Source organism: Burkholderia sp. Bp9031, assembly GCF_003857965.1.
GTDB classification, from domain to species: Bacteria; Pseudomonadota; Gammaproteobacteria; order Burkholderiales; family Burkholderiaceae; genus Burkholderia; species Burkholderia ambifaria_A.
Map to the genome: position 1 here is coordinate 73,241 of NZ_QTPW01000015.1, position 25,884 is coordinate 99,124.

Below are 25,884 nucleotides of genomic sequence, written 5' to 3' on the forward strand. Positions count from 1 at the left end.
TGACGAATACCCATGGAGGCGACTCATGCTGATCGGTGTGCCGAAAGAGATCAAGAACCATGAATACCGCGTCGGCCTCACGCCGGCCGGCGCACGCGAACTCACGCGACACGGCCACACCGTGCTCGTGCAGCGCGGCGCGGGCACCGCGATCGGCCTGCTCGACGACGACTACACGGCCGCCGGCGCAGCACTGTGCGACGACGCGCGCGAAATCTTCGCGCGCGCCGACATGATCATCAAGGTCAAGGAGCCGCAGGCCGCCGAGTGCGCGATGCTGCGGCGCGGGCAGATCCTTTATACGTACCTGCATCTCGCGCCCGATCCCGAGCAGGCGACGGCGCTCGTGAAGTCCGGCGCGGTCTGCATCGCGTACGAAACCGTGACGGGCCCCGGCGGCGGGCTGCCGCTGCTCGCGCCGATGAGCGAAGTCGCGGGACGCATGTCGATCCAGGTCGCGGCGACCCACCTCGAAAGCCCGCGCGGCGGCCGCGGCGTGCTGATGGCCGGCGTGCCCGGCGTGCCGGCCGCGCACGTCGTGGTGCTCGGCGCGGGCGTGGTGGGCACCGGCGCGCTGCAGATGGCGGTCGGCCTCGGCGCGCGCGTCACCGTGCTCGACACGAACGTGGGCCGGCTGCGCCAGCTCGACCTGATCTTCGCGAACCGGATCACGACCGTCTGCTCGAACGCACACACGATCGACGAAGCCGTGCGCGACGCCGACGTCGTGATCGGCGCGGTGCTCGTGCCGGGCGCGTCGGCACCTCGGCTCGTCACGCGCGACATGATCGCGACGATGCGCACGGGCGCCGTCGTCGTCGACGTCGCGATCGACCAGGGCGGCTGCTTCGAGACATCGCATGCCACGACGCACGCGCAGCCGACCTTCGTCGTCGACGGCGTCGTGCACTACTGCGTCGCGAACATGCCGGGCGCGGTCGCACGCACGTCGACGTTCGCGCTGAACAATGCAACGCTCGGCCACGCGCTCGCGCTCGCCGACAAAGGCTGGAAACGCGCGATGACCGACGACCCGCACCTGCGCGCGGGCCTGAACGTCTGCGACGGTCACATCACGTACGAGGCCGTCGCGCTCGCGCTCGGCTTGCCGTACGTACCGGCGGAAGACGTGCTGGCCTGACTCGGGCGGGCCGTCACGCGCCCTTCGGGCGGCCGCGCTTCGACGCGCTGCTGGCGCCCATCGTACGCGCCAGCAGCGGCCGTAGTTGCGCGAGCGTGCGCGTGTTGAGCACGTCGTGCCGCATGAGCCAGCCGCGCCGCGCCTGGCCGATACCGTATCCGAGGTTGTCGAGATCGTCCGAGCGCTGCGCGTCCGAGCCGATCGCGACCGCGACGCCGGCCTTCGCGGCCTCGCGGCACCACACGTCCGGCAGATCGAGCCGCCGCGGGTCGCTGTCGAGTTCGACGAAGCAGTGGCGCGCGGCGGCCGCGGCGAGCACGCGCGGCACGTCGAGTTCGCACGCGTCGCGTTCGCCGAGCAGCCGGCCGGTCGGATGCGCAAGGATCGTGAAATACGGATGATCGATCGCACGCAGGATCCGCTCGGTCTGCGCGTCGCCCGGCAGGTCGAAGCCGTCGCGCACCGCGCCGACGACGAGGTCGAGCCGGCCGAGCACGTCATCCGGCACATCGAGGCTGCCGTCCTCGCGAATGCCGGCCTCGACACCCTTCAGCAGCACGAAGTCGTCGAACGACGCGTTGACGCGGTCGATCTCGTCGATCTGCCGCACGAGCCAGTCGCAATCGGTGCGGCCGCCGGCGGCATCCGGCATGCGGTCGGTGACGGCGAGATACGCGAGCCCGCGCGCACGCGCCGCGTCCGCCATCGCGCGCAGGCTGTCACGCCCGGCCGATGCATCGGTATGCGCGTGCAGATCGCCATGGACATGCTTGCGTTCGATCAGGGTCGGCAGCGTGCCGGCGCGCGACGCGTCGATCTCGCCGCGGTCCTCGCGCAATTCGGGCGGCACCCAGTGAAGGCCGATCGCCTCGTAGACGGAGGCCTCCGTCGCGCCCGCGATCCGCTCGTCGCCGCGAAACACGCCGTATTCGTTGATCTTCAGCCCGCCGGCCTGCGCGAGCCGGCGCAGCGCGATGTTGTGCGCCTTCGATCCCGTGAAATAGACGAGCGCCGCGCCGAACGCGTCGGCGTCGACGACGCGCAGATCGACCTGCAGTCCGTTGCCGAGCATGACGCTCGAACGCGTCTTGCCGTTCGCGAGCACGCGCGCGACATCGCCGTAGCCGACGAACGCGTCGGCCACCGCGGCCGGATCGCGTGCGGTCACCAGGATGTCGAGATCGCCGACCGTCTCGCGGCCGCGTCGAAAGCTGCCGGCCGGCACCGCTTCGCCGACACCGGCCACGTTGCGCAGCCGTTCGAGCAACGGCATCAGCGATCGCGCGGCATCGGGCAGCAGGAAGCGCTGCGGCTCGCGCTGCAGGCGATCGTCGATCGCGTCGAGCAGGTGCGCTTCGGTCTTCGCGCCGAAGCCCGGCAGCGCGCGCACGTGCCCGCTCTTCGCTTCGGCGCGCAGCTGTTCGAGCGAGTCGACGTGTAGTGCGTCATGCAGCGCCTTCACGCGTTTCGCGCCGAGCCCCGGCACGTCGAGCAGTTCGACGATCGCGCCCGGCAATGCATGGCGCAGCGTTTGCTGGAGTTCGCAGGTGCCGGTCGCGGCGATCTCGCGCAGCTTCGCCGCAAGATCGGCGCCGATCGAAGGGATCCGGCCGGGATCGCCGCCGCTCGCGATCATCGCCGGAATGTCGCGCCCGTAGTCGGCAATCGTACGGGCCGCGTTGCGATAGGCGCGCACCCGGAACGGATTCGCGCCCTGGATCTCGAGCATGTCGGCGATTTCGGCGAACACGGCCGCGCACTCGGCATTGTGGATCGGCATGATCGGCGTGGCTCCCTTCCACGTGGATGGCGCCGTGCGCTGGCGCGCCGGCGTCCGCCCGCCCGGCGCCGCATGTCGACGGCAGCGGGCGCCCGTTGGTCATCCTGCGCCGATTGTCCGTGTCGTGCTGCGCGGGCCGCGCTGTTCGAGCGCCCCCGGCGCCGACGTCAGAGCGATGCGCGCGGCGTCGTCGCGTAGCGACGCTCGTACACCAACTGGCAATGCGTGCAGCGCTCGGCGGCCGGCCGCGCGAGCAAACGCTCGTAGCCGACCGGCGCATCGCAATCGATGCACTCGCCGTAGCTGCCGTCGCGCATGCGCTGCTGCGCGCGCCCGATCGCGCGCAATTCGGCCAGCTTCAGCCCGATCAACGCATGATCCATGTCGACGAACAGATCGGCATTCGCCTCGTCGCCCTCGTCCGGCGCCGCGCCGGCGAGCTCGGCATAAGACTCCGACGCGCGCTGGTCCTCGCTCGTCCGGATGTCCGCCCGCAACGCCTGCTCGCTCTCGGTCAGCCGCCGCTGCAGCGTCTGCCGTTGTTCTTGGTCGAGCGCCATCGCCGTCTCTCCTTTTCCGGGTTCCGCGCAATGAGGCATGCGGTGCGCGGTTGTCGCGCCGGTGCACGGCGGGCCGGCATGCCTGGCTCGCCGCGCCCGGATACGCGTCCGGAGGCACAAAGCGCCGGACGCATTCGACGCAGCATAAACCCAATGCACACGCATGTGTTGACCGGCGTCAGCGCCCGCACCGTGTGCACGAAAACCGGGGACCGACGCGAAAACCAGCCAAACTGCATTCGTCTGACGCAGCGGCCGTTGAGGTCGATCAATCCCCTGAAAAAAGTTGCGTCATAGATTGAAAGCATGCGCGGCAAATCCGCGGCTTTCCGGGAGAACGTCATGGTGTTCGGCGTCGTCATCTGGGTGGCCCTTGCGGCCCTGTTCCCGACGATGGTCGTGCCGACGATTCAGCACGCCGTCCAGCCGTCGAGCGCGCAAGCCGCGCCCGACACCCACCCCGCTGTCTCGCCCGCTGCGTTGCCGGCGGCCGGGCAGCCGCCGGCGGATAGCTGAGTTCGGCTTGTGGTTCGCGGTTGCGGTGCACGTCGCATCGATGGCAAAAAATCCTGCCTTCAATACTTCGTAATCCTCTCAATCAAAACGCATTGCGTCCGACGAAGCCGCGCACGACCGTCATCAGGATGATCTTCATGTCGAACCAGAAGCTCCAGTTCTGCATGTAGAACAGGTCGAACTTCACGCGTGCGGCCATCGCCTCGACCTTGCGCGTCTCGCCGCGATAGCCGTTCACCTGCGCCCATCCCGTGATCCCCGGCCGCACGCGATAGCGATACATGTAGCAGTCGATCAGTTGCCGGTAGAAGTCGTCGTGTTCGATCGCGTGCGGACGCGGGCCGACCACCGACATCTGGCCGAACAGCACGTTGAAGAACTGCGGCAGCTCGTCGAGCGACGTGCGCCGCAGGAACGCGCCGACCGGCGTGATGCGCGCATCGTTGCGCGAGGCCTGCCGCACGACACCGGGCTGGGCGCGGTGCGCGCGCATCGTCCTGAACTTGAGGATATGGAACTCGCGCCCGTCGGCACCCTTGCGGCGCTGCCTGAACAAGACAGGCCCCGGGGACGACAGCTTCACCGCGATCGCCAGCACCGCGAGCAGCGGCAGCAGCGGGATCAGCACGGCGACCGCGAACAGCCGGTCGAACGCGAACTTCGCCCACAGTTCCGGCGCCGAGCGCGGCGTGGTCGCGAGGTTGATTGCCGGCATGCCGAGCACGTCGGTCGTGGAACGCTCGACGACCGCCATCTGCCGCACGTCCGGCAACAATCGCAGCTCGACGAACTCGTCGCGCAATTCGCGCACGATGCGCTGGATGCGCGACTCGTGCGACATCGGCAGCGTGAGCCACACTTCGTCGATCTCGCCGGCACGGATCATGCGCCGCAGCACGACCCAGTCGTCGATCACCGGCACGCCGCCGATCCCGTCGGCCGCGGCCCGCGCATCGTCGTCGAACACGCAGGCCGCCGCGAACGGTCCGGCCGGCTCGAGCTGCATTCGCTCGATCGCCACGCGTCCGTAAGCGGTCGCGCCGACGACCGCGACCCGCCGCTGCCGCGCGCGCGGATCGCCGCGCTTCATCGCCAGCGCGCATAGCGCCAGCCTGCCGAGCAGCAGCGCAGCGTCGCCGGACAGCACCGTCCGCGCGATCCAGCGCGTCGTGACCGTGCCGCCACGGTTCATGATCCCCATCGTGCCGACCACCGTCAGCGTGCCCGCGCACACGACGGCAATCACCGTGCGCGTCAGCACGGCGCCGCTGCCGTGCGGCGACACCGCACCGCGCGGCACGCGCAAGATATGCGGCAACAGCGCGACGGTCAGCACGCACAGCAATGCGATCGCGCCGCGCTGCGCATCCGACAGATCACGCCACGCGAGCCCCATCGCGGCTTGCGCGGCGAGGGTTCCGGCCAGCACGAACGCAACATCGGCCGCGGCGATCGCGGCACGCCGCACCGCATTCGTTCCACCCGCCATCGCATGCATCGTCACGCACCGTGCGCGGGCATTCCGCCGTGCATGTCCTGCATGCGCGGCCGCACCGGCAGCACGCGCGCGCCCGCCCGCGAGCCGAGCAACCGGCGATAGTCCGCGCGAATCAGCTCGTAGCACTCGCATGCCTGGCGCTCGAGCCCGTCGCGGTCGAGCACGGTGATGCGGCCGCGACGTTGCCGGATCAGCCCGGCCTCCTGCAGATTGCCGGCCGCCTCCGTCACGCCTTCGCGACGCACGCCGAGCATGTTCGCGATCGTCTGCTGCGTGACGGCCAGTTCGTCGCCGTCGATCCGGTCGTGCGCGAGCAGCAGCCAGCGGCTCAACTGTTCGCTGACCGAGTGATGCCGGTTGCACAGCGCGCTGCGCGAAATCTGCGCCATCGTCGCCTGGCAGTAGTTCAGCAACAGGCGATACGTCGCCGGCGAACGTTCGAATTCCGAGCGCATCACGCAGGTCGGCACGCGATAGGCCATCCCGCCGATGCGGACTTCGACGCGGCTCGACACCGCGGTGCCGCCGACGAGCGTCGCCAGGCCGACCACGCCTTCGCGGCCGACCACCGCGACTTCGACCATCGCCCCGTCCTCCATCAGGTGCTGCACCGACATCATGGCGGTTGTCGGGAAATGCAGGTGGCGCATCGGTTCCCCGACCCGGTCGAGCATGCCGGCCTTGATCCTGACCAGCTCGAGGTGCGGTGCGATGGCACGGATGCTGTCCTCCGGGAGGGCATCGAGGATGGCATTCGCCGAGTAGCTCGAGTGAAGATGAAGCATGTCTGTATCCCTTTTATTGTCCGTGCCACATGCAGTCGCGTCAGCGGAACTCGTTATCGCAATGCGCATCCGGACGGCGACGCGGGTTGCGGCCCACAACCCTCGATCCAATCGACCCTCGGCTTCACGCCGTGGATCGATTCGGCAGTCCCGTTTCGACACGCTCGCCTGAATAAGCGATTTACGTGCCAATACCCGCTCCATCCTTAATATATAAATGACACGCGATTCAGAACGACCGAATAGCTGGCAGCAAACCGCCGAAAACGTCTCATTTCCGGACACCCACCATCGTCGCGGGGATGGCACGCGATTCGACTGATCAATGACCGCGGCGCTTGCAGTGGCACCAGCGGCGGCGCGCAGAGCTTATCGTTCAAATACTTACAGCCCGTTTTCAATTGTTTCCGTGATGTCTCACGCGCCGCCCGAGCGGCGCATCGCACGCCGAATGACTGTTTTAAACTGTCTCAAATTTGAATCGTCACACTAATTCGCGGCTTTGTAAGCGAACGCACATATCGACTGCAAACCAATGATTCAATTGAACAAATTAACCAACACGCATCGATTGTCAAATAATGTTCAATGCATTCCGGATGTTTTCCTTGTACGATTCACGACATCGCCCGATTGGCTCGCGGTCGACACGGAATTCACGGCTTACCGACAATCCATTTCAATATGATTAATTAATGAAAACATGAATCTCAAATCCATATAACGTTTGCGTTTGCGCTCGAATCGTCAAACTTTGTGAGATGACGAAATGCGCAATTTATCGAATTCAATAGCGTGCTAGCCTTTTCCCGCCATCGGCATTCGAATTCCGACGAACATGAATTCGCACGTGCGTGCCAAATCCCCGTGGATACCGCCGCGCGATGTGCGATCGCCCCTTACGAGGATGCGCCGTGACCCACCAGGCCAATGACGCCGTCGCCCATGCGAGCGGCATGATCGAGCTTTCCCACAGCTTCGACGCCAACCGGTTTCTCGCGGCCCTCGACCGCGACGAACGCGCCACGCTGATCGCCAACCTCCAACTCGTTCACCTGAAATCAGGCCAGGTGCTGTGCGAACCCGGTGAAATGCTCACCGCGGTCTACCTGCCCGTCACGACGGCAATTTCGCTGCAGTACATGTCGTCCGGCGGCATGACGCTCGAAGTGGCCGAGATCGGCAGCGAGAGTGTCGTATGCGACGACGTGATCGGCGGCAGCGGCCGGATGCCGTGCCGTGCCGTCGCATGTCGCGACGGCTTCGTCTACCGGCTCGACCGGCGCATCTTCGCCGCCGCGTTCGACGCGTCGCCGGTGATTCGCCATCTCGTGTTCGTCTGCGTGCGACTGCTGATGGCCCAGGTATCGCAGATCACGTTCTGCAGCCGCCATCACGTACTCAAGCATCAGCTATGCAGATGGTTTCTGCTCGCGTACGACCGGTCGCGCAGCATCGAGATCCAGATCACCCACAGCATGCTCGCGCAAATGCTCGGCGTGCGGCGCGAGACGGTCACGGACGCGGCCAGAGAAATCCAGAAGCTCGGCCTGATCCGCCAGTACCGCAGCTCGATCGTGCTCGCCGACCTGGCGGGCCTCGAGAAACTGTCGTGCGGCTGCCGCGCGATCGTGCGCGACGAGATGAAGCGCATCCTGTCGGCCGACTCGGGCGTGGCTGCCACGGCGCGCGCATGATGCGCGCGGCAAGCCGGCACTCGCGTGCGATCCGAGTCAGCCGACTGTAGGGTGGCGAACAGAACGCCGTGCGTGCGAATGGTCTACTGATGCCGGACTGCCGGGGGGATGTCAGCGCACTGCGCGCGTCCGCCCGAGCGGACGACACCACGCACGCCGGAGCAGCACGTGAAAAACGATATCAGAACCATCCTCAAGCACGTCGCCCATCTCGAAGCCGCGATCGATTCGATCGGTGACGGGGACGACCTCTACGAAGCGGGCCTCTCCTCGCTCGACACGATTCAGTTGATGCTCGCGATCGAGAAGCAGTTCAACATCGAGATTCCCGACGAGATGCTGAACCGCAATCTGTTCCGCAGCATCGACGCGCTCGCGGACACGATCGCAACCCTGCAACGCTCCGAGCATTCCGCATGAGCGCGCTGCTTCCCGAACTTGCGGCCGACGACGACGCACGCCGGCTCGACGAGGCTGCGCACGCGGTCGCGCACATCGCCGCCCAGCATGCGGATGCCGTCGATCGCGACGCGCGCTGCCCCGTCGAGGCGATCGAAGCCATGCGCGCACGCCGGCTGCTGAGCGCGATGGTCCCGACCTCGCTCGGCGGTGCCGGCGCGTCGCTCGCCGACATCGCATCGGCATGCTCCATCCTCGGCCAGGCCTGCGCATCGTCGGCGATGGTATTCGCGATGCACCAGATCCAGGTCGCCTGCATCGTCAACCACGCGGCCGACCAGGGCTGGCACAAGCTGTTCCTGCAGCAGCTCGTGCGCCATCAGTGGCTGCTCGCATCGGCGACGTCGGAAGACGGCGTCGGCGGCAACCTGCGCGCGAGCCAGTGCGCGCTCGAGGCCAACGGCGGCGAATTCCGGCTGAGCAAATCCGCGCCGACGATCTCGTACGGCGACTACGCGGACGGCATCCTCGCGACCGCGCGGCGCGACGCCGACGCGCCGGCGTCCGAGCAGGTGCTCGTCACGCTGCTGCGCGACGGCTATACGCTCACGCGCCGCGGCGAATGGGACACGCTCGGCATGCGCGGCACGTGCAGCAACGGCTTCGTGCTCGACGCACAGGGCGCGACCGTGCAATGCCTGCCCGTACCCTTCGCGCAGATCGCGGAACAGACGATGGTGCCGGTTTCGCACATCCTGTGGGCCGCCGTGTGGATCGGCGTGGCCGGCGACGCGTTCCATCGCGCACACCAGTTCTTCCGCGCGCAGGCACGCCAGACCGACGGCGCGCCATCGCCCGCGTCGCGCCGCATCGCCGAATCGCTCGCGCTGATGCAGGCGATGCAGGCACGCGTCGACAACGTTCTGCGCCTCTATTCGAGCGCGTCCATCCGCTCGTGGTCGGCCGGCATGGCCTGGGCCGCCGAGATCAACACGCTGAAGACCTATGTGTCGTCGACGGCGCTGGAGGTCGCGCAGCAGGCGATGATGATCTGCGGGATGGCCGGCTACAAGCACGGCACGTCGTTCAGCGTCGGCCGCCACCTGCGCGACCTGCACGCGGCGCCGCTGATGATCAGCAACGACCGCATTGCCGCCAATACCTCGAGCCTGCTGCTCGCACTGCGTCCCGCGACGCTGGAGAAACATTCGTGAACGATCGCCTCTCCGTGCCCTCCGCTGCCCCCTCCGCCACCCCGTCCGATGCGCCGCTCGACCGTGCGGGCGTCAATCCGCTGCGCGACGAGTTGATCGACGCGGGCCTGCTCGTGTCGACCGGCATCCAGGGCCTGTTCGGCCGCAGCGAGCGATTCGAGCGCGTCGTCGAAGCGCTCGACGCCTTCGTCACGCGTCTCGGTGCCGACCAGCAGGCCGAAGTGCTGCGCTTCCCGCCGGCGATGAGCCGCACCGAATTCGAGCGCAGCGAATACATGAAGAGCTTTCCGCAACTCGCGGGCAGCGTGCATGCGTTCTGCGGCGACGAACAGCGGCACCAGCGCGTGCTGCAGTGCCTCGAGCGCGGCGAGGACTGGACCGAAAGCCAGAAACCGACCTACATCGTGATGACGCCGGCCGCGTGCTACCCGGTGTATCCGGTCGTCGCGCGCGCGGGCGCGCTGCCCGACGACGGCCGCATCGTCGACGTGTTCTCGTACTGCTTTCGCCACGAGCCGTCGCTCGACCCGACCCGCATGCAGCTGTTCCGGATGCGCGAGTACGTGCGGATCGGCACGCCCGAGCAGATCGTCGCGTTCCGCACGACGTGGATGGAACGCGGCACGCGGATGATCGAGGCGCTGCGCCTGCCGAACGCGATCGATCTCGCGAACGATCCGTTCTTCGGGCGCGGCGGCAAGATCGTCGCGAACAGCCAGCGCGAGCAGAACCTGAAGTTCGAGCTGCTGATCCCGATCGAGCGCGACGACCGACAGACCGCCTGCCTGAGCTTCAACTACCACATGGATCACTTCGGGCTGCTATGGGATATCCGCACCGCGACGGGCGACGTCGCGCACACGGGCTGCGTCGGCTTCGGCCTCGAGCGGCTGACGCTCGCACTGTTCCGTCATCACGGCTTCGACATCGACGCCTGGCCCGGCGAAGTTCGCGACGTGCTGTGGGGTACGCGATGAAATTCGTGTCTCGCGCCGGCGAGGACGCGTCGTTCGAGGACGTGCGCCACCGCGCTCGTCACTACCGGCCGCACCCGCTGCACAGTCAGGAGATGGTCTGGAAGCAGACCAACTGCTACGTCGACATGTGGCTCGAGGTGCTCCGGTGGTGGGGCCTCAATCCGTACGCGGCGCTGCCGTTTACGATCGCGCTCGATTTCGAAGGCGACCAGTTCACGTTCTTCAAGTTTCCGCACGACGAACTGGAGCAGCTCTACGGGATCGTCGTGCAGGAGCACTCGATCTACGAACCGCTCGAACTGCACGTCGAGACGCAGGTCGCGCGCGGCCATCTGATGATCGTCGAGGTCGACGCGTGGTTCCTGCCCGACACGCGCGGCAGCAGCTACCGCACGCAGCATACGAAGACGACGATCGGCATCGACTCGATCGATCGCACGCGGCGCCAGATCGGCTACTTCCACAACAGCGGCTATTACGTGGCCGAGGATTTCGACTACAACGGCCTCGTCGGCGGCAGCGCGCCGATGCCGCTGCCGCCGTACGTCGAATGCGCGAAGCGACGGTTCGCGCCGCTCGACGAGCGCGCGCTGTGCGACGCGTCGCTCGCGTCGCTGCAACGGCATTTGCGCCGCCTGCCGGTCGTCAATCCGGTCTCGGCATTCCGGCGCCAGTTGCAGGTCGATGCGAAATCGCTCGCCGATTCGCCGCTCGAACGCTTCCACGCGTACTCGTTCAATTCGGTGCGGCAGCTCGGCGCAAGCTTCGAACTGTTCGGTCACTACACGCGCTGGCTGCAGGCAAGCGGCTGCGTCGGGCCGTTCGCGGAGATTCGCACCGCCTGCGACCGCATCGCATCCGAGTCGATGGTGCTCGAATTCCGGCTGGCGCGTGCCTGCGCGCGCGGCAAGGAAGAACGCGGCGACGCGACGCTCGAAGCGATCGAAACGGCTTACGCCGACCTGATCGACTGCGCGCGTCAGATCGCCCCGCCGCCGCCGCATGCGGCGCCCGTTCGCGTCGACGCGGCCCGCGTGCCGGTGATGCGGTGACGCGCGCGCGCGCCGCGCCCGCGTGGTCGATGCTCGCGACGGCCGCGGGCGCGGTACGCGAGCCGCTCGATCTCCCTGCCGATGGGTGGATCGCAGCCCCTGTTCCCGGCACGGTCGCGCAAGCGCTCGCGCTGGCCGGCCGGCCTGACGATACGGCGTCGCTCGACGAGCGCGACCACTGGTATCGCATCGAACTGCGCGGACACGGGCCGCGCGTGCTGCGCTTTCACGGCCTCGCGACGCTCGCCGAGGCATGGCTCGACGACACGCCGATCCTGCGCTCGGACAGCATGTTCGTCGCGCACGACGTGCCCGTGTCGCTCGACGGCACGCACCGGCTCACCCTCTGCTTTCGTGCCCTCGCGCCGCACCTGCGAGATGCACGCGCCCCGCACCGCGCACGCTGGCGCACCCGACTGGCCGAACCGGCGACGCTGCGCACCGTTCGCACGTCGCTGCTCGGGCACATGCCCGGCTGGTTCCCCCGCTGCGTGCCGACCGGACCGTGGCGGCCCGTCGACGTGCTCGATCCGGCCGACGGCCCCGTTCTAGCCCGTTGCGACTTGCATGCGCGCATCGACGGCGACACCGGCTGGCTCGATGCGGAACTCGCGTTTGCCGCACCGCTGCCCGATGCGTTCGCGGCTCGGCTGTCGTGCGGCGAGCACCACGCGACGCTCGAGCGCAGCGGCGCCGACCGGCTGCACGCGAGCGTCGCGGTGCCGAACGTGCGCCGCTGGTGGCCGCACACGCATGGCGACCCGGTGCTCTACGACGTCGCGCTGCACATCGGCGCCGATCGGCGGCCGCTCGGAGCGACGGGTTTCCGCACGATCGAACAGGATACGGGCGACGACGGCAAGGGGTTCGGGCTGCGCGTAAACGGCGTGCGCGTGTTTGCGCGCGGCGCATGCTGGAGCAGCCCCGCGCCGCTCGCGTTGCACGCGGACGACGCGACCTATGGCCGCTTGCTCGGGCATGCGCGCGACGCCGGCTTCAACATGATTCGCGTCGGCGGCACGATGACCTACGAGGCCGACGCATTCCACGCATGGTGCGACCGTCTCGGGCTGCTGGTCTGGCAGGACTTCATGTTCGCGAACTTCGACTACACGCTCGACGATCGCGCGTTTGCAGACGCCGTCGATCGCGAGGCCGAACAGTTCCTCGCACGCCACCGCGCGTCGCCGTCGCTCGCGGTGCTGTGCGGCGGCAGCGAGATCGCGCAGCAGGCCGCGATGTCGGGGCTCGGGCCGAAGCAGCGCTTCCTCGAACTGACCGCCGAGCGTCTCGCCGGCCAGGCGGCGGCGCGGCGGCCCGACGCGCTTTACGTCCCCGACTCGCCCGATGGCGGCGTACTGCCGTTCATGCCGCGCGAGCGCGTGTCGCACTACTACGGCGTCGGCGCGTACCTGCGCCCGCTCGACGACGCACGCCGGGCCGACGTGCGCTTCGCGAGCGAATGCCTCGCGTTCGCAAACGTGCCGTGCGACGCGATGCTCGCGAGTCTCGGCTGGCCGGGCGTTCATGAGCCGCGCTGGAAGGCGGCCGTGCCGCGCGACCCCGGCACGTCGTGGGATTTCGACGATATTCGGGACCACTATCTGCAGACGCTGTACGACGTGGCGCCCGACCGCTTGCGGCGCGAGGATCCGTCGCGCTACTTCGAGCTGTCGCGCGCGGCGATCGCGGACCTGATGCGGGACACCTTCGCTGAATGGCGGCGCACCGGCTCGCGCTGCGCGGGGGCACTCGTCTGGCAGTTCCAGGACGTGATGCCGGGCGCCGGATGGGGCTTGCTCGATGCGGCGCATCGACCGAAATCGGCGTGGTATGCGCTGCGCCAGGTGCTGCAGCCGGTGCAGGTCCTGCTCGTCGACGAAGGGCTGAACGGCCTCGACGTGCACGTGATCAACGAACGGCCGGCGCCGCTGTCGGCGGCCATCGAACTGGTGGCGCTGCGCGACGGCCGCACGCCGGTCGCGCGGACCGGCGGGCCGGTGCGGATCGCCGCGCACGACACGGTGCGGCTCGGTTCGGCCGAACTGCTCGGACGCTTCTTCGACTGGACCTACGCGTATCGCTTTGGCCCGTGCGAGCACGACACCGTCGTCGCGACACTGCGCGCCGACGACGGCACGCTGCTGTCGCAGGCGTTCTACTTCCCGTCCCGCACGCATCCGGCCGTGTTCGCGCGCCGCGAGCCCGGCATCGAGGCATGCGTGTCGCGCACCGGCGACACGTGGCACGTCGACATCGACACGCGCCACGTCGCGCGCCATGTCCAGATCGACGCGCCGGGCTTCGTGCCGCGCGACGACTGGTTCGATCTCGCACCCGGCACGCCGGCACGCATCGCACTCGTGCCGCTCGACGACACCCGCGACCATCGCGCCGCCGGCGCGCCACCGACCGTCGAGATCCGCGCGGTCAACGCGGCACGAGCCGTGCGCGCGGCACTGGCCGGCTGACGCGGCCGGGGCCGCACATGCGGTCGCGCGGCCGCGCCGCGCACGTCAGTCCGACGATCCCGTGCCGCGCGGCCGCTCGATTCCATACGCTTCCATCCAGCGATAGAGTGTCGCCCGCGACACGCCGAGCTCGCGCGCGGAAGCGGCGACGCGTCCGCGCGTGCGCAGCAGCGCGGTTTCGATCGCTTCGCGCTCGATCGACTTGCGGATGTCGGCAACGGACGGCGAAGCCGCGTCGAGACAGTATTCGAGCTCGAGGTCCTGCGCGGTGATCAGGCGCCCTTCCGTCATCACGACCGCGCGCCGCACGCGGTTGATCAGTTCGCGGACATTGCCTGGCCAGTCGTGCTTGTAGAGCGCCGTGATCGCATCCGTCGAGAAGCCGCGCACGCGATGGCGCGCGTCGCCGCGAAAGCGTTCGAGCATGTGATGCGCGAGCAATTCGATGTCCTTGCCGCGCGCGCGCAGCGGCGGCTGGTCGATGCGCATCACGCAAAGGCGGTGGAACAGATCCGCGCGAAACCGCCCTTCCTCCATCGCTTCGCGCAGGTCGACGTGCGTCGCGGAAACGATCCGCACGTCGACCGGCACCGGATCGCTGCCGCCGAGGCGATGAATCGCGCGCTCCTGCAGGAAGCGCAGCAGGCTCGCCTGGCTCTCGTGCGGCAGGTCGCCGATTTCATCGAGCAGCAGCGTGCCGCCGTTCGCGGCCTCGACGTAGCCGATCTTGCGCGCGTTCGCGCCGGTAAACGCGCCGCGCTCGTAGCCGAACAGTTCCGATTGCAGCAGATGCGGCGGGATCGCTCCGCAGTTGACCGCGACGAACGGACCGTTGCGCCGTTCCGAATGACGATGGATCGCGACGGCCGTCAGTTCCTTGCCGGTTCCCGTCTCGCCGAACACGAACACCGGTGCGTCCGTGCGCGCGAAACGCCGCACCGTATCGAACAGCCGCAGCATCGCGCTGCAGGTGCCGACGACGCCGTTCTCCTGCGATTCGAGGCGTTCGCGATCGCGCGCGAACAGGCATTCCATCCCGTACGCATGACCGACCGTATCGGCGATCCGCTGATGCGACGCGGGCAACGTGACGTAGTCGAAGCAATAGTCGCGCAATAGTGCGCGCACGTTCGGCGAGGCCGTCTGACCGGTCTCGATGAGCGCGACCCACACGACATCGCGCATCGACGCGCAGGTGGACGCGATGCTGCCGATCGCGTCGGCGTGGCCGCCGCTCAAGTCGAGGATGCCGCAGGTGATTTCGCCGGAGGTGTCGCGCAGATCGCTCGCCTGCGCGACGATCGTCACTTTCCAGTCGCGTCGCGCGAGCTCCTTGCGGAGCATGACGGACGGCGACTGGCTCCAGTAAATCAGAGGACGCTGCCCGTTAGCCCTCTCCCCGCCGGCGCTCTTATCGCGCGTTATTGGCATATTCATAACGAACCATCACTTTCTCCACTCCGCGAACCGTTCGCGTGCGCTGCGGGCGGCGGCGCATGGCCGCCTGTCCGTGCTGCGTTTCCGCAGCTTTGGCGAAGATCGAAACTGCACACGGCGAGAGCCCCCGGAGGTCGAGCCGGATGTCATCCGGCCTCGTTGTCATCGAACTCGAAGGGAACGCGAGGCCGCGGGAGCCACGGCGTTCCGGCTTTGATGCGACGCGCCGTCAGGCGGAGCGCGTCGGCAAACGGGAATTCCGTCCGCATTTGCGTCGCGTCGTACACGACAGCCGCGCTCGATGCTGAATCGGATGGCCGCCAACCCGCTTTCGGAATGGCTGCCTCATTTCATCCACTCCTGAATTTAATCCCGTATCGAGATGGCCTTGTTACCAAACGATAAACATCGATTCAGCCGGTTACACTGCCGCCCCGCCGGCGCGGCGCGCGTTTAGCGATTCAAATTTGATTATCTACGACCATTCCCGTCAATCAGTGGCAAATACTACTTTTCTGCAAGATCGGTGCCGCCCATTGCCCGCGATTCTCGCCGAAATCGCACGGAAAATTCGGGCAGTGTGTTTCGTTCGTCGGTAATCGCGTGCGCCGCGCGGCACCAGCATGACACATCGAACGCAGGCGAACCGCGCGCGCTCGTTACAACGTCGTAACGAAGCGGCTGGCCGTATCGACCCGGGCCCCGGCGTCGTCGCGCCATGCCGGGCCGGTCGATCACGGATTCCACGATGTGGCGGCACACCGCCGATCGCCACGAAACCGGCCGGATCGCCCGCTTGCCGACCCAACACGGCATGGACGCCGCGCGTGATGCATACCCGCTGTCGCTGCCGACGCGTCAATACGGCGGGCACCGCACTCGTGCAAGCCGGTATGCGAATTGAAAGAGTCGGACAACGCGCTGTAGCAAGCATGCGCATATCGGCCGGCGCGCCGGAATGGCGGTGTCCGAATGAACGACGTGCGCAGCGCAAGGAAATCGACGGAGCGGCAGACGCCGGCCTGCAAGCGCAGGCAGTCGATCGCGTGCGCCCGGCACCGCAATGCACGCCCCGCCCGTCGTGAGCGATCGCAATCTTCAAGTACAGCTCCCCGGTTCTTCAATCGCGTTCGATGCTGACGTTTCGTGCTGCGTGTTTCGCAGCAGGCCGTCGCGTCGGGTCAATTATGGGAAAGCCTCCCGACGGTCAGTGTGTGCTACCGCACATTGCCCCGCTCGCGGCACGCGGCCGCAACGCGCATCCCGCGCCGACCGTGCGCGAAACGGGTGTGTGAGTACGCTTTCGAACAGACCGGCGCGCACCGCATCCGCATCATGGACATCGCCGCGCTGCACCGAACGCATTCGTGCGGCTCGGCGTGCTGAAGGCTTCACGCGAGGACCGCATCATGGAATGGCATTGTTGTGAATTCGAACATCTGAGCGCCGTCGATCTCTATGCAATCCTGCGCTCGCGCAACGCGGTGCTGGTGGTCGAGGATGCGCACACGCATCTCGACATCGACGGCAAGGATGCGCACGCGCTGCACGTGTTCGCGAGCATGCGCACGGGCGACACGACCGAAGTCGTCGCCTACGCGCGCGTGCTGCCCGGTGACGACGCCGATCCGGACGTCGTGATCGACAAGGTGCTCACGCGCGAGGCATGTCGCGACGACTCCACGCTCGAGCAACTGATGCAGCGCGCGATCACGGCCGCTCAGGCCGCGTGGCCCGACACGGCGGTGCGCACGCACGTTCCAGCGCAGCGCCAGGCATTCTACAAACGCTTCGGATTCCGCAAGGCCTACGGCCCCTATCTCGAACAGGGCGCACCGTTCGTCGGCCTGGTTCGGCCCGCGGATCGCGCTGCCGGCGCGCTGCGTCAGCTGCTGTCGCGAACCGTCTCGGCACCGCGGTCGCGAAGCGAGGACGCGCGCGTCGACGGCCGCGCACACAACCGGCTGTCCGCCGATACCGGAGCCAATCGATGACCACCACACTCCGCCCGGTTCCCGACCCCGGGCTGCCCTGCATCCTTCCCGTCATTCTCGCCGGCGGTTCGGGCACGCGGCTCTGGCCGCTGTCGCGCGAGCAGTATCCGAAACAACTGATCGAGCTGACCTCGAACGAGTCGCCGCTGTCGTCGACCGCACGCCGCCTGAACGGCATCGCGAACGCATCGCTCGGCGACACGCTGCTGCTGGTATGCGGCGAACAGCATCGCATCATGAGCGCCGCACAGGTGCTCGGACGCGCGGCACCCGCGCGCATCCTGCTCGAACCGGCCGCACGCAACACGGCGCCTGCGCTGACGCTCGCGGCACTCGACGCCAGCGTGCTCGCAGACGATCCTGTCCTCGCGGTCATGCCGGCCGATCACGTGATCGGCGACGTCGGCGCATTTCAGGAAGCGATCGGGCGCGCGGCACGTTACGCGCAGGAAGGCGCGATCGTCACGCTCGGCGTGCTACCGCGTCGCGCGGAAACCGGCTACGGCTACATCCAGGTCGGCGAACCGCGCACTGGCCGCCTTGGCGGGCAAGGCGGCTACGCGATCGGGCGCTTCGTCGAGAAACCGAATGCCGCACTCGCCGAGCGCTACCTGCATTCGGGCGATTACTGGTGGAACAGCGGCATTTTCGTCACGCGCGCATCGGTCTGGCTGAAGGCGATCCGCGCGCTCGCGCCCGACATCCATGCGGCCTGCGATGCGGCGTGGCGCGCGGGCATCGCCGAGGATCCGTTCTTCCGGATCGACGCGGCGGCCTTCGATGCGTGCCCGTCCGACTCGATCGACTACGCGGTCATGGAACGCCTCGCGGAGAGCCACGAGCTCGGTATCGAAGGCATCGTGGTGCCGCTTTCGGCCGGCTGGTCGGACGTCGGCACCTGGGACGCGATCTGGGAAATCATGCCGAAGGACGATCAAGGCAACGTCGCACGCGGCCCGATCGTGTTCGAGGACACGCAGGACAGTCTCCTGCGCTCGGAGGGGCGATTGATCGCGTGCGTCGGCATGAAGGACGTCGTCGTGATCGAGACGCCCGACGCGGTACTGGTCGCGAACAAGCACGACGTGCAGCGCGTGAAGAACATCGTCGCACGCCTGAAGACCGAGCAGCGACCGCAGGCAAGCGAGCACCGCAAGGTGCAGCGGCCGTGGGGACACTACGATTCGATCGATCTCGGCGAACGGTTCCAGGTAAAGCGGATCGTCGTCGAACCCGGCAAACGGCTGTCGCTGCAGATGCACTATCACCGCGCCGAGCACTGGATCGTCGTGCGCGGCACCGCGAAAGTCACGCGCGGCAACGAGACCTTCCTGCTCAGCGAAAACGAATCGACCTATATTGCGGTCGGCGAGGTACACCGTCTCGAGAATCCCGGCCGGATTCCGCTCGAGATCATCGAGGTGCAGTCGGGCGACTATCTCGGCGAAGACGATATCGTGCGGCTCGACGACCAGTATGGACGGCCGGTCGTCGAAACCGCGCAGTCGCGACCGAGACCGGCAGCGGCAGCGGCACAGCCGGCGACGCTTGCATCACGCGCGGCGAGTGAGCCTGGCGAGTCGCAGGAGGAAGCGGCGGAACGCGACGCCATCCGATAGGCGCGTGCGGATCACACTGGCGCGCTCGCCGCATTTCGCGGTCGACGCGCGGCTCATCCGCATCCGACACGGTGTCAGTCGATGCCTCGCTGCGACCAGCGCGCCTGCCTGACGGCCTCGCGTACGCGCGGCAGCAACGACGGATTCGCGCCGGCCGCGTCCGCCACGGCCGCCGTCGACTGATACGCCGCCGCGCACGCCGCCCCTTGCGGCTGGGTCGCCGATGGCCGCGACGGCCCGCCATCCGCGCAATCCTTGCCGGGGCCGACCCGCACCGGCATGCCCCCGATACCCGACAACCGGTTATCCGCGAGCCGCACGCCTGACACGTTCCCCCACAAGCGAATGCCGTCGAATCGCGCATGCGACACGCGGTTGCCGATTATGGTCACGCTGGCCACCGAACCCGACCACGTGCTGACCTCGATCGCTGCCTGCTGCGTGAGCGGACGCGAATCGGTCCGGCTCGTCGCGGTCTGGATATCCGTGATCACGTTGTTCTCGATGCGGATGTCGGACGCGCCATAGGTCCCGTTGCTGTCCTCCTGCGCGACGAGAATCCCGGAACTGACCGCCACGTTGCGCACGATGTTGTTGGAGATGGTGACGTCCGCGCCGCCGACCACCGTGATGCCCCGTCCCCAAGGATTGCCTTCCAGCGAGTTGCCGGTAATCAGCACGTTGCGTGTCAGCACGCCCTCCGACCGGTAGCTCACGACGGCGATCATGTCGTCGCCCGTGCCACGCACGACGTTGCCCTGGACGAGCACGTCGTGCGAGCCGTGCGTCATGTGAATGCCGTCCGCCAGTGTCGACAGCACCTCGTTGCCGACGATCGCGACGTCCGCGCCGCCGAACACGAAGATGCCCGCGCCGGCGCCGCCGTCGATCACGTTGTCGAGCACCTGCACACCGCGCCCCGTGACCTCGACCTTCGTCGATGCCGGGGTCGTCAGGCGCGTCGTGCCGGTGCCCGCAAGACGGAAGCCGACGAGCGTCGTACCGTCGCCGCGCATCTCGATCGTCTGGTCGTCCGCGGTTGTTGCGATCAGCGTCGCGCCGTAGCCCGACAACACCACATTCGGCTGCCGCACGATCAACGAACGGCCGACCACGTACCGTCCCGGTGCGAATACCAGCCTCTGGCCCGGCTGCAACGCATCCAGCGTGTGTTGCAGCATGTCTGCCTGATCCGCCGTGTCCGCGGCAGGACGCACGTACGCGTCCGGCACATTCGCATGAAGCGCGCCGGGTGCAGGCGCGCCGGATGCTGCCGCGGCGCCGTCCGGCCACGCCGGCCCGCTGGTCATGCAGATGCCGGCGATCACCGCGCACGCGCGGAACACGCATTGCGATCTACGCATATCGAATCGTTTTCCCTGAAATGTCGTCACACGCGTCGGCCTGCGCACCCGAATCGCAGCGTGCTCGCCGAGTTGCCCGCCTGCGCCATCGCCGAAGCGGACGGCGCAATACGTTCGATTGGACCATTCGGTCCAGCCGGGTGTCGGTGCGTCAACAGACCGATGCAGCCTGCCTGAGCGGTGCGATCCCACGTGCCAGCCGGCGATTCGTCGCGCTTGCACGCAGCGCAGCGCCGAACGGTAGGCTCGCGAACCGAGCGACGATCGGCGATGCGTATCATGGCCACCATACGATGCGGCCTTGCGACGGCGTCGCCGCAAGACACCGGGCCCCCCCGATCCAGCGTCGCGGCCACACACGCGGCGCGCCGCGCATCCGGATGCGTCCGCTCTTCGCTCGTCCAGAACCCGTTCATGACCGACCTGACCATCGCCATCTGCAACTACAACCACGGCGCATACCTGCGCGACGCGATCGATTCGGCGCTCGCGCAGACCGCGCCCGGGGTACGCGTGCTGGTCGTCGACGACGGTTCCACCGACGATTCGCGCGACATCATTTGCTCATATGGCGAGCGCGTGACGGCGGTGTTCCAGGAGAATCGCGGTCAGGTCGCCGCGTACAACCGTGCGCTCGAGCATGTCGCGACGCGCTACCTGATCCTGCTCGACGCGGACGACCTGCTCTACGCCGACGCCGCGGCCCGCGTGCTGGCGGCGTTCGCGGCCGGCGACTTCGTGAAGGTTCACTTCCGGCTCCACGTGATCGCGCGGGACGGTGCGATGACCGGCGCGAGCGTGCCGCAGTCGGCCGTCGACACCGATTGCGGCCGCCTGTTGCGCGCGGGCTGGCTGTACCCGTCGCCGCCCGCGTCGGGCAATGCGTATCGAGTCGACGCGCTCAAGCGCATCTTTCCGGTGCCCGTTACGGCCGATAACCTGCATGGTGCCGACTTCTATGCGATCTACGGCATCGCATTGCTCGGCGCCGTCCACATGATCGACGCCACGCTCGGCGGCTATCGCGTGCATCAGCAGTCGAATCCATGCCCGGCCGGCGACGCGGACACCGACACGCCCACCCTTGCCCTCACCAATTCGGAGGACGCTGCGACGGGTGCGCTGAAAGCCGAACGCCGATGGTCGACGCTGCGCATGCTCGCCCGCACGCGTCTGCACGAAGCGTTGCCGAGCGCGCCGCTCGACTTCGCGATCGAAAAGGCCCGTTTCGCCAGCACGCTGTATCACGCGCCGCTCGTGCGGCGCTGGCGCTGGTTCCTGTGCGAATCCGGACGCTACTGGCATACCGTGCTGCGCAACCCGTTCTGGCGCCCTGCGAAGAAAGTGGCCGTCGCCGGGCTGTCGCTCGCGTGCCTGCTGCCGTCATCGACGCTCAGCAACCGCGCGATTCGCTATCTCTCCAATCCGCTCGCGCGCGTGCGCAAATCGTCCGGACAGCGTGTCGGTACGCGATAGCGTCGTCGAGTCGCGACTTGCGGCACCGAATCGCTTCTTCGGTAAGCCATCGCACCCAGTGGACCGGGCATGCGCTGCACAATGATCCGGACCAGTGGATTCACGCGCACTGACCGCACTTCGCCATTGCCTCACCTCCGGTTGCCGTAGTCGAACGCCGGCATCCGACGTCGAGAAGGATCGAACCGGCACGTAGAACGCGGCATCGATGCGTCACGCTGCATCGTGTTCGGCGCCGTCCGGGAGCATCGACCCGATATCGAATCGACGCGAATCGACCGGCCGCCTCGTCCGCTTCGCATACGCGGGCTCGTCAGCAGGATTCACTGGCCACGACTGGCATGCATTTTTATTAGGAATGCGTAGCTCAATGAACAGGACGACTCAACCGAACGATTCATCGGCTGACCATCGTCGCGATGGAAGACGACAGGCGGGATCGGATCGCTGGACCCAAAGATGACCACAGAGAAGATCGTTCATATCGCCGAAGCGTTCGGTGGCGGCGTGCTGTCGATGCTGACCCAGCTCGCCAACCATGCCGCGGCAACCGGCGTCGACGTCACGGTGCTGCACTCGATCCGACCGGAAACCCCGACCGATTTTTCAACGCTGTTCCGGCCCGATGTGAAACTCGTCCACGTCGACATGGTGCGCGAGGTCAGCGTCACACGGGATCTGGGGAGCTTGCGCGCGCTGGTTCGGAACCTGCGCGACTGCAAACCGACCGCGATTCATCTGCATTCGTCGAAGGCCGGCGTGCTGGGACGGCTCGCCGCCCGGATCGCCGCCCCGAATGCGACGGTCCTCTACTCGCCGCACGGACTCTCGTTCCTGCGCTGCGACGTATCGCGCATGAAGCGGTTCGCGTATCTGAGCTTCGAACGTATCGCGGCGCGCATCGGCGGAACCGTCGTCGCGTGCTCGGGCAGCGAGCTCGGCGAGATCAGGAGTCAGGTCCGGCCGAAATCGGCGGTACTGGTGGAAAACGGCGTCCATGTGGCGGAGATCCCGACGCGTCGCACGCGTGGCGATCGCAGGGTCGTCATCGGGATGAGCGGTCGGGCGTCGTTCCAGAAGAATCACGAAGCATTCGTGCGACTCGCCGCCCAGTTGCGCGGCGCCGATGTCGAGTTTCTGTGGATCGGCGGGAACGCGGCCGAGATCCCGGATCCCGGCCAGCGCCCAGCCGTCGTCTGCAGCGGCTGGGTGACCCGTGCGCGGGCGCTGGCGCTCACGTCGGAACTGGACATCTACGTGCAGCCCTCCCGTTGGGAAGGCATGCCGGTCGCGCTGATCGAAGCGCAGGTTGCCGGCATACCGGCCGTGGTGACGGACGTCGTCGGCAATCGCGACGTGGTGATCCACGGCGTGACCGGCTACGTCGCGACAAACGCCGAAGAGATGGCCGCGTATCTGACCGTGCTCCGCGACGACCGGCAGCTTCGCGAGCAGATGGGCGAGGCAGCCAGGAAACGAGCGATTCAGCGGTTTTCGCTGAACGCGATCCTCCGGCAGTGGCACGCCCTTTACGGACTCGACGCCAGCGAGCCGCGTGTCGACACGCGGGATTTCAAGCCGGTCGCCGCGGATCACGTCGAGGCCTGATTCCGATTTCGACATCCTTTCATTGACATGATCGCTTTCAAGAAACCGAAACAACTCGTCTACAACGGCCGATTCACGACGCAGAAGACGACCGGCGTGCAGCGCGTCGCACGCGAGCTGATCGCCGCACTGATCAAGTTTCAGCCGCAGGACCCGGTGACCGTGCTGGTGCCTCCGCAACCCGGCGTCGCGGTGAGCGGAGCGAAGACGATCAAGGTCGGCTTCTACAAGGGCGTGGTCTGGGAGCAGTTGGTCCTCCCGCTGTTCGCGCGCCGCGGCCGCATCGTCAATCTCGGCAATTCCGCATCCATCTTCATCGGCAACCAGATCATCTACATGCACGATGCGGCGGTATTCGACACTCCCGCCCATTTCTCCCGACCGTTTCGGGTGTGGTATCGGATCATGTTCTGGATCCTGGCGCGAACCTCGGTCTGCGTGCTGACCAACTCCCGCTTCTCGCGCGATCGCCTCGCCCATCACTGCGGCGTTTCGGCGGAGAAAATCAGCGTCGTGCCGCTCGGTGCGGATCATCTCGACGCCCTGGAACCGGACACGAGCGTGCTCGACAAGCATGCGCTGACGCCGGACCGGTTCGTGCTTGCGGTCAGCAGCATGAATCCGACCAAGAACTTCGGCCGGCTGATCGCCGCGTTCCGGCAGATCGACGATCCGTCGGTCGATCTCGTCATCGTCGGGATGCAGAACACCACGGTGTTCGGCAAGCACGACGCCGTCTGCGCGACGGAACCCAACATCAAGTACGTCGGCTACATCAGCGACGAACAACTGAAGGCGCTGTATCAGCACGCGGCATGCTTCCTCTACCCGTCGATTTACGAAGGCTTCGGCATACCGCCCCTCGAAGCAATGCGCTACGGCTGCCCGGCTGTCGTCGGACAATCCGCGGCGCTGCCGGAAGTCTGTGCCGATGCGGCGTTGTACTGCGATCCGTATTCGCAGGACGACATCGCGCAGAAGCTGCGGAGCCTGCTCGATTCCGCCGAGCTCAGGGCCGAGCTCAAACGCAAGGGAAGCGCGCACGCGGAGCAATATCGCTGGAGCCGAAGCGCCGAGATGATGAAGGCGATATTCGAGACGTTGTAGCGCATTCCGTCGTACTGCACGACGAGACCGACTGTCCCCCACCGCACTGTCTCGAGCGTCGTGCCTCCATAGAGTGGAACGACTCTCCGTTATCTGCGCGGTGCGGATCCTCACGGGCCGGCCGCCCCTTCGTCATGACAGCACGCGAAACCAGCCTCGATGTCGCCCGCGGTGCGGGAATCATTCTTGTCGTATACGGACACGTCCTGCGCGGCGTCGTTTCCGCGGACCTCGTGCCGCCCGGCGTGGCCGATACCGTCCTCGCATGGAACGACTACGCGATCTATACGTTCCACATGCCGTTGTTCTTCTTCCTGTCCGGCCTGCACGTCTGCGGTTCGCTGCGCCGCGCGCCACGCGGATTCCTGTGGTCCAAGGTCAGGACGATCGTGTATCCGTACCTGGTCTGGTCGATCGCGCAGGGTGCCGTGCAGATCGCAATGGCCTCTCACGGCACCAATCATCCGTTTACGCTGAATGATTTGCTCGCAATCGGATGGCGACCGTTCGCGCAGTTCTGGTTCCTGTATGCGCTGATGCTCTGCATGATCGGCATCCACGCATTCGCGACGGCGGTGCCCGAGGTCACGCGTATTCCCATGCCGACGCGCGCCCGCGGCCGGCTCGCCGCATGCGCGGTGCTCGGCCTGATGCTCGGCGCGGCAACCCAATGGGGCATCCTGTCGATCACGCTGATGAACGGGCCGTTCTTCGTCGCGGGCGTCCTAGCGTCGCACGCATTGCCCGGCTGGCTCGAGCGCAACAGCGGACCCGCCGCATGCGCCGCAACGGCGACGGCGTTCGTCGCGGCGGTCGTATTCGCTCACCGCTTCGGTAGTGCGACGAGCGTCTGGGCGCTTCCCGCCGCCTTCGCGGGCATCGCGCTGGCGTTGCAACTCGCACACCGGCATGCGTCACGTCCGGCACGCGCGGCATGGCTGGCCGCGATCGGCTGCGCGTCGATGCCGATCTACCTGACCCACATCTTCGCGATGGCTGCCGTACGTATCGTGCTGATGCGCGCCGGGATCACCAGTGTCGCGATACACCTCGCGCTCGGCACGCTGGCCGGCGTCGCGATCCCGATGGTCGCCTACCGGGTGGCCCTGAGGACGGGGCTCGCACGTGTTGCCGGCTTCCCGTCCTGGCCCGGACGCGACACGGCGGTGCGCACGCGCACCGCGTGAGC

The 25,884-nt window shown here is 67.2% G+C and carries 20 protein-coding genes; 14 read left to right on the plus strand and 6 right to left on the minus strand.

Annotation, left to right across the window (positions count from 1 at the left end):
* The first annotated feature begins 25 nt into the window (after positions 1–25).
* The gene (ald, locus tag DIE15_RS20325) at positions 26–1,141 is read left to right on the plus strand and encodes an alanine dehydrogenase (protein ID WP_057928260.1); all 1,116 of its coding nucleotides are present in this window, start codon (positions 26–28) and stop codon (positions 1,139–1,141) included.
* Between the two features lie 13 nt (positions 1,142–1,154).
* Here the strand turns inward: ald and polX are convergent, their stop codons facing one another.
* Together polX and DIE15_RS20335 are read right to left on the minus strand one after the other, a co-directional pair.
* Positions 1,155–2,921: a DNA polymerase/3'-5' exonuclease PolX gene (gene polX, locus DIE15_RS20330; protein ID WP_124834192.1), complete on the minus strand. Its 1,767-nt coding sequence runs from the start codon at positions 2,919–2,921 to the stop codon at positions 1,155–1,157.
* A gap of 167 nt (positions 2,922–3,088) precedes the next feature.
* Positions 3,089–3,481 carry a TraR/DksA C4-type zinc finger protein gene (locus DIE15_RS20335; RefSeq protein WP_124834193.1) on the minus strand — a complete coding sequence of 131 codons (393 nt, stop codon included), beginning with the start codon at positions 3,479–3,481 and terminating at the stop codon, positions 3,089–3,091.
* Positions 3,482–3,787: 306 nt separating this feature from the next.
* Between DIE15_RS20335 and DIE15_RS20340 the strand changes: the two genes are divergently transcribed.
* Positions 3,788–3,997: a hypothetical protein gene (locus DIE15_RS20340; protein ID WP_057928263.1), complete on the plus strand. Its 210-nt coding sequence runs from the start codon at positions 3,788–3,790 to the stop codon at positions 3,995–3,997.
* Between the two features lie 82 nt (positions 3,998–4,079).
* Here DIE15_RS20340 and DIE15_RS20345 read toward each other — a convergent pair whose 3' ends face one another.
* Complete coding sequence (locus tag DIE15_RS20345; RefSeq protein WP_124834194.1) at positions 4,080–5,486, minus strand: undecaprenyl-phosphate glucose phosphotransferase; 1,407 nt, start codon at positions 5,484–5,486, stop codon at positions 4,080–4,082.
* Between the two features lie 11 nt (positions 5,487–5,497).
* The gene (locus DIE15_RS20350; RefSeq protein ID WP_057928264.1) at positions 5,498–6,280 is read right to left on the minus strand and encodes a Crp/Fnr family transcriptional regulator; all 783 of its coding nucleotides are present in this window, start codon (positions 6,278–6,280) and stop codon (positions 5,498–5,500) included.
* A 914-nt stretch (positions 6,281–7,194) separates the two neighbouring features.
* Here DIE15_RS20350 and DIE15_RS20355 point away from each other — a divergent pair.
* From DIE15_RS20355 to DIE15_RS20380, 6 genes are all read left to right on the plus strand, one after another.
* Positions 7,195–7,977, plus strand: a complete 783-nt coding sequence (locus DIE15_RS20355; protein ID WP_185734517.1) for a Crp/Fnr family transcriptional regulator — start codon at positions 7,195–7,197, stop codon at positions 7,975–7,977.
* A gap of 168 nt (positions 7,978–8,145) precedes the next feature.
* Entirely contained in the window at positions 8,146–8,397 is a 252-nt protein-coding gene (locus tag DIE15_RS20360) for an acyl carrier protein (protein WP_057928325.1), read from the plus strand.
* Positions 8,394–9,590: an acyl-CoA dehydrogenase family protein gene (locus DIE15_RS20365; RefSeq protein ID WP_057928265.1), complete on the plus strand. Its 1,197-nt coding sequence runs from the start codon at positions 8,394–8,396 to the stop codon at positions 9,588–9,590. Before DIE15_RS20360 ends, DIE15_RS20365 begins: the two co-directional genes overlap by 4 nt.
* Entirely contained in the window at positions 9,587–10,567 is a 981-nt protein-coding gene (locus DIE15_RS20370; RefSeq protein ID WP_057928266.1) for an amino acid--[acyl-carrier-protein] ligase, read from the plus strand. Before DIE15_RS20365 ends, DIE15_RS20370 begins: the two co-directional genes overlap by 4 nt.
* On the plus strand, positions 10,564–11,619 hold the full coding sequence (locus tag DIE15_RS20375; protein ID WP_124834196.1) for a DUF1839 family protein: 1,056 nt from the start codon (positions 10,564–10,566) through the stop codon (positions 11,617–11,619). Before DIE15_RS20370 ends, DIE15_RS20375 begins: the two co-directional genes overlap by 4 nt.
* Entirely contained in the window at positions 11,616–14,090 is a 2,475-nt protein-coding gene (locus DIE15_RS20380; protein WP_124834197.1) for a glycosyl hydrolase 2 galactose-binding domain-containing protein, read from the plus strand. The genes DIE15_RS20375 and DIE15_RS20380 overlap by 4 nt, the downstream gene beginning before the upstream one ends.
* Positions 14,091–14,135: 45 nt before the next feature.
* On the opposite strand, the gene DIE15_RS20385 is transcribed toward DIE15_RS20380, so the two are convergent.
* On the minus strand, positions 14,136–15,527 hold the full coding sequence (locus tag DIE15_RS20385; protein ID WP_057928269.1) for a sigma-54 dependent transcriptional regulator: 1,392 nt from the start codon (positions 15,525–15,527) through the stop codon (positions 14,136–14,138).
* 1,409 nt (positions 15,528–16,936) lie between these two features.
* On the opposite strand from DIE15_RS20385, the gene DIE15_RS20390 reads away from it, so the two are divergent.
* Complete coding sequence (locus DIE15_RS20390) at positions 16,937–17,521, plus strand: drug:proton antiporter (protein ID WP_057928326.1); 585 nt, start codon at positions 16,937–16,939, stop codon at positions 17,519–17,521.
* Positions 17,518–19,140, plus strand: a complete 1,623-nt coding sequence (locus DIE15_RS20395; protein ID WP_124834198.1) for a mannose-1-phosphate guanylyltransferase/mannose-6-phosphate isomerase — start codon at positions 17,518–17,520, stop codon at positions 19,138–19,140. The genes DIE15_RS20390 and DIE15_RS20395 overlap by 4 nt, the downstream gene beginning before the upstream one ends.
* A gap of 74 nt (positions 19,141–19,214) precedes the next feature.
* Here DIE15_RS20395 and DIE15_RS20400 read toward each other — a convergent pair whose 3' ends face one another.
* On the minus strand, positions 19,215–20,504 hold the full coding sequence (locus DIE15_RS20400) for a nitrous oxide reductase family maturation protein NosD (RefSeq protein WP_124834235.1): 1,290 nt from the start codon (positions 20,502–20,504) through the stop codon (positions 19,215–19,217).
* Between the two features lie 414 nt (positions 20,505–20,918).
* Here DIE15_RS20400 and DIE15_RS20405 point away from each other — a divergent pair, with 414 nt between their 5' ends.
* The 4 genes from DIE15_RS20405 to DIE15_RS20420 all read left to right on the plus strand — a co-directional run bounded on the left by DIE15_RS20405 (position 20,919) and on the right by DIE15_RS20420 (position 25,882).
* Positions 20,919–21,980 (plus strand): glycosyltransferase family 2 protein, encoded by a 1,062-nt coding sequence (locus DIE15_RS20405; protein ID WP_124834199.1) that lies wholly within the window; start codon positions 20,919–20,921, stop codon positions 21,978–21,980.
* A 459-nt stretch (positions 21,981–22,439) separates the two neighbouring features.
* Positions 22,440–23,588, plus strand: a complete 1,149-nt coding sequence (locus DIE15_RS20410) for a glycosyltransferase (RefSeq protein WP_124834200.1) — start codon at positions 22,440–22,442, stop codon at positions 23,586–23,588.
* A gap of 27 nt (positions 23,589–23,615) precedes the next feature.
* A complete protein-coding gene (locus DIE15_RS20415; protein ID WP_057928275.1) occupies positions 23,616–24,695 on the plus strand; it encodes a glycosyltransferase family 1 protein in 1,080 nt (359 codons plus the stop codon).
* Positions 24,696–24,829: 134 nt separating this feature from the next.
* Complete coding sequence (locus DIE15_RS20420) at positions 24,830–25,882, plus strand: acyltransferase family protein (protein ID WP_124834201.1); 1,053 nt, start codon at positions 24,830–24,832, stop codon at positions 25,880–25,882.
* The last annotated feature ends 2 nt before the right edge of the window (positions 25,883–25,884 follow it).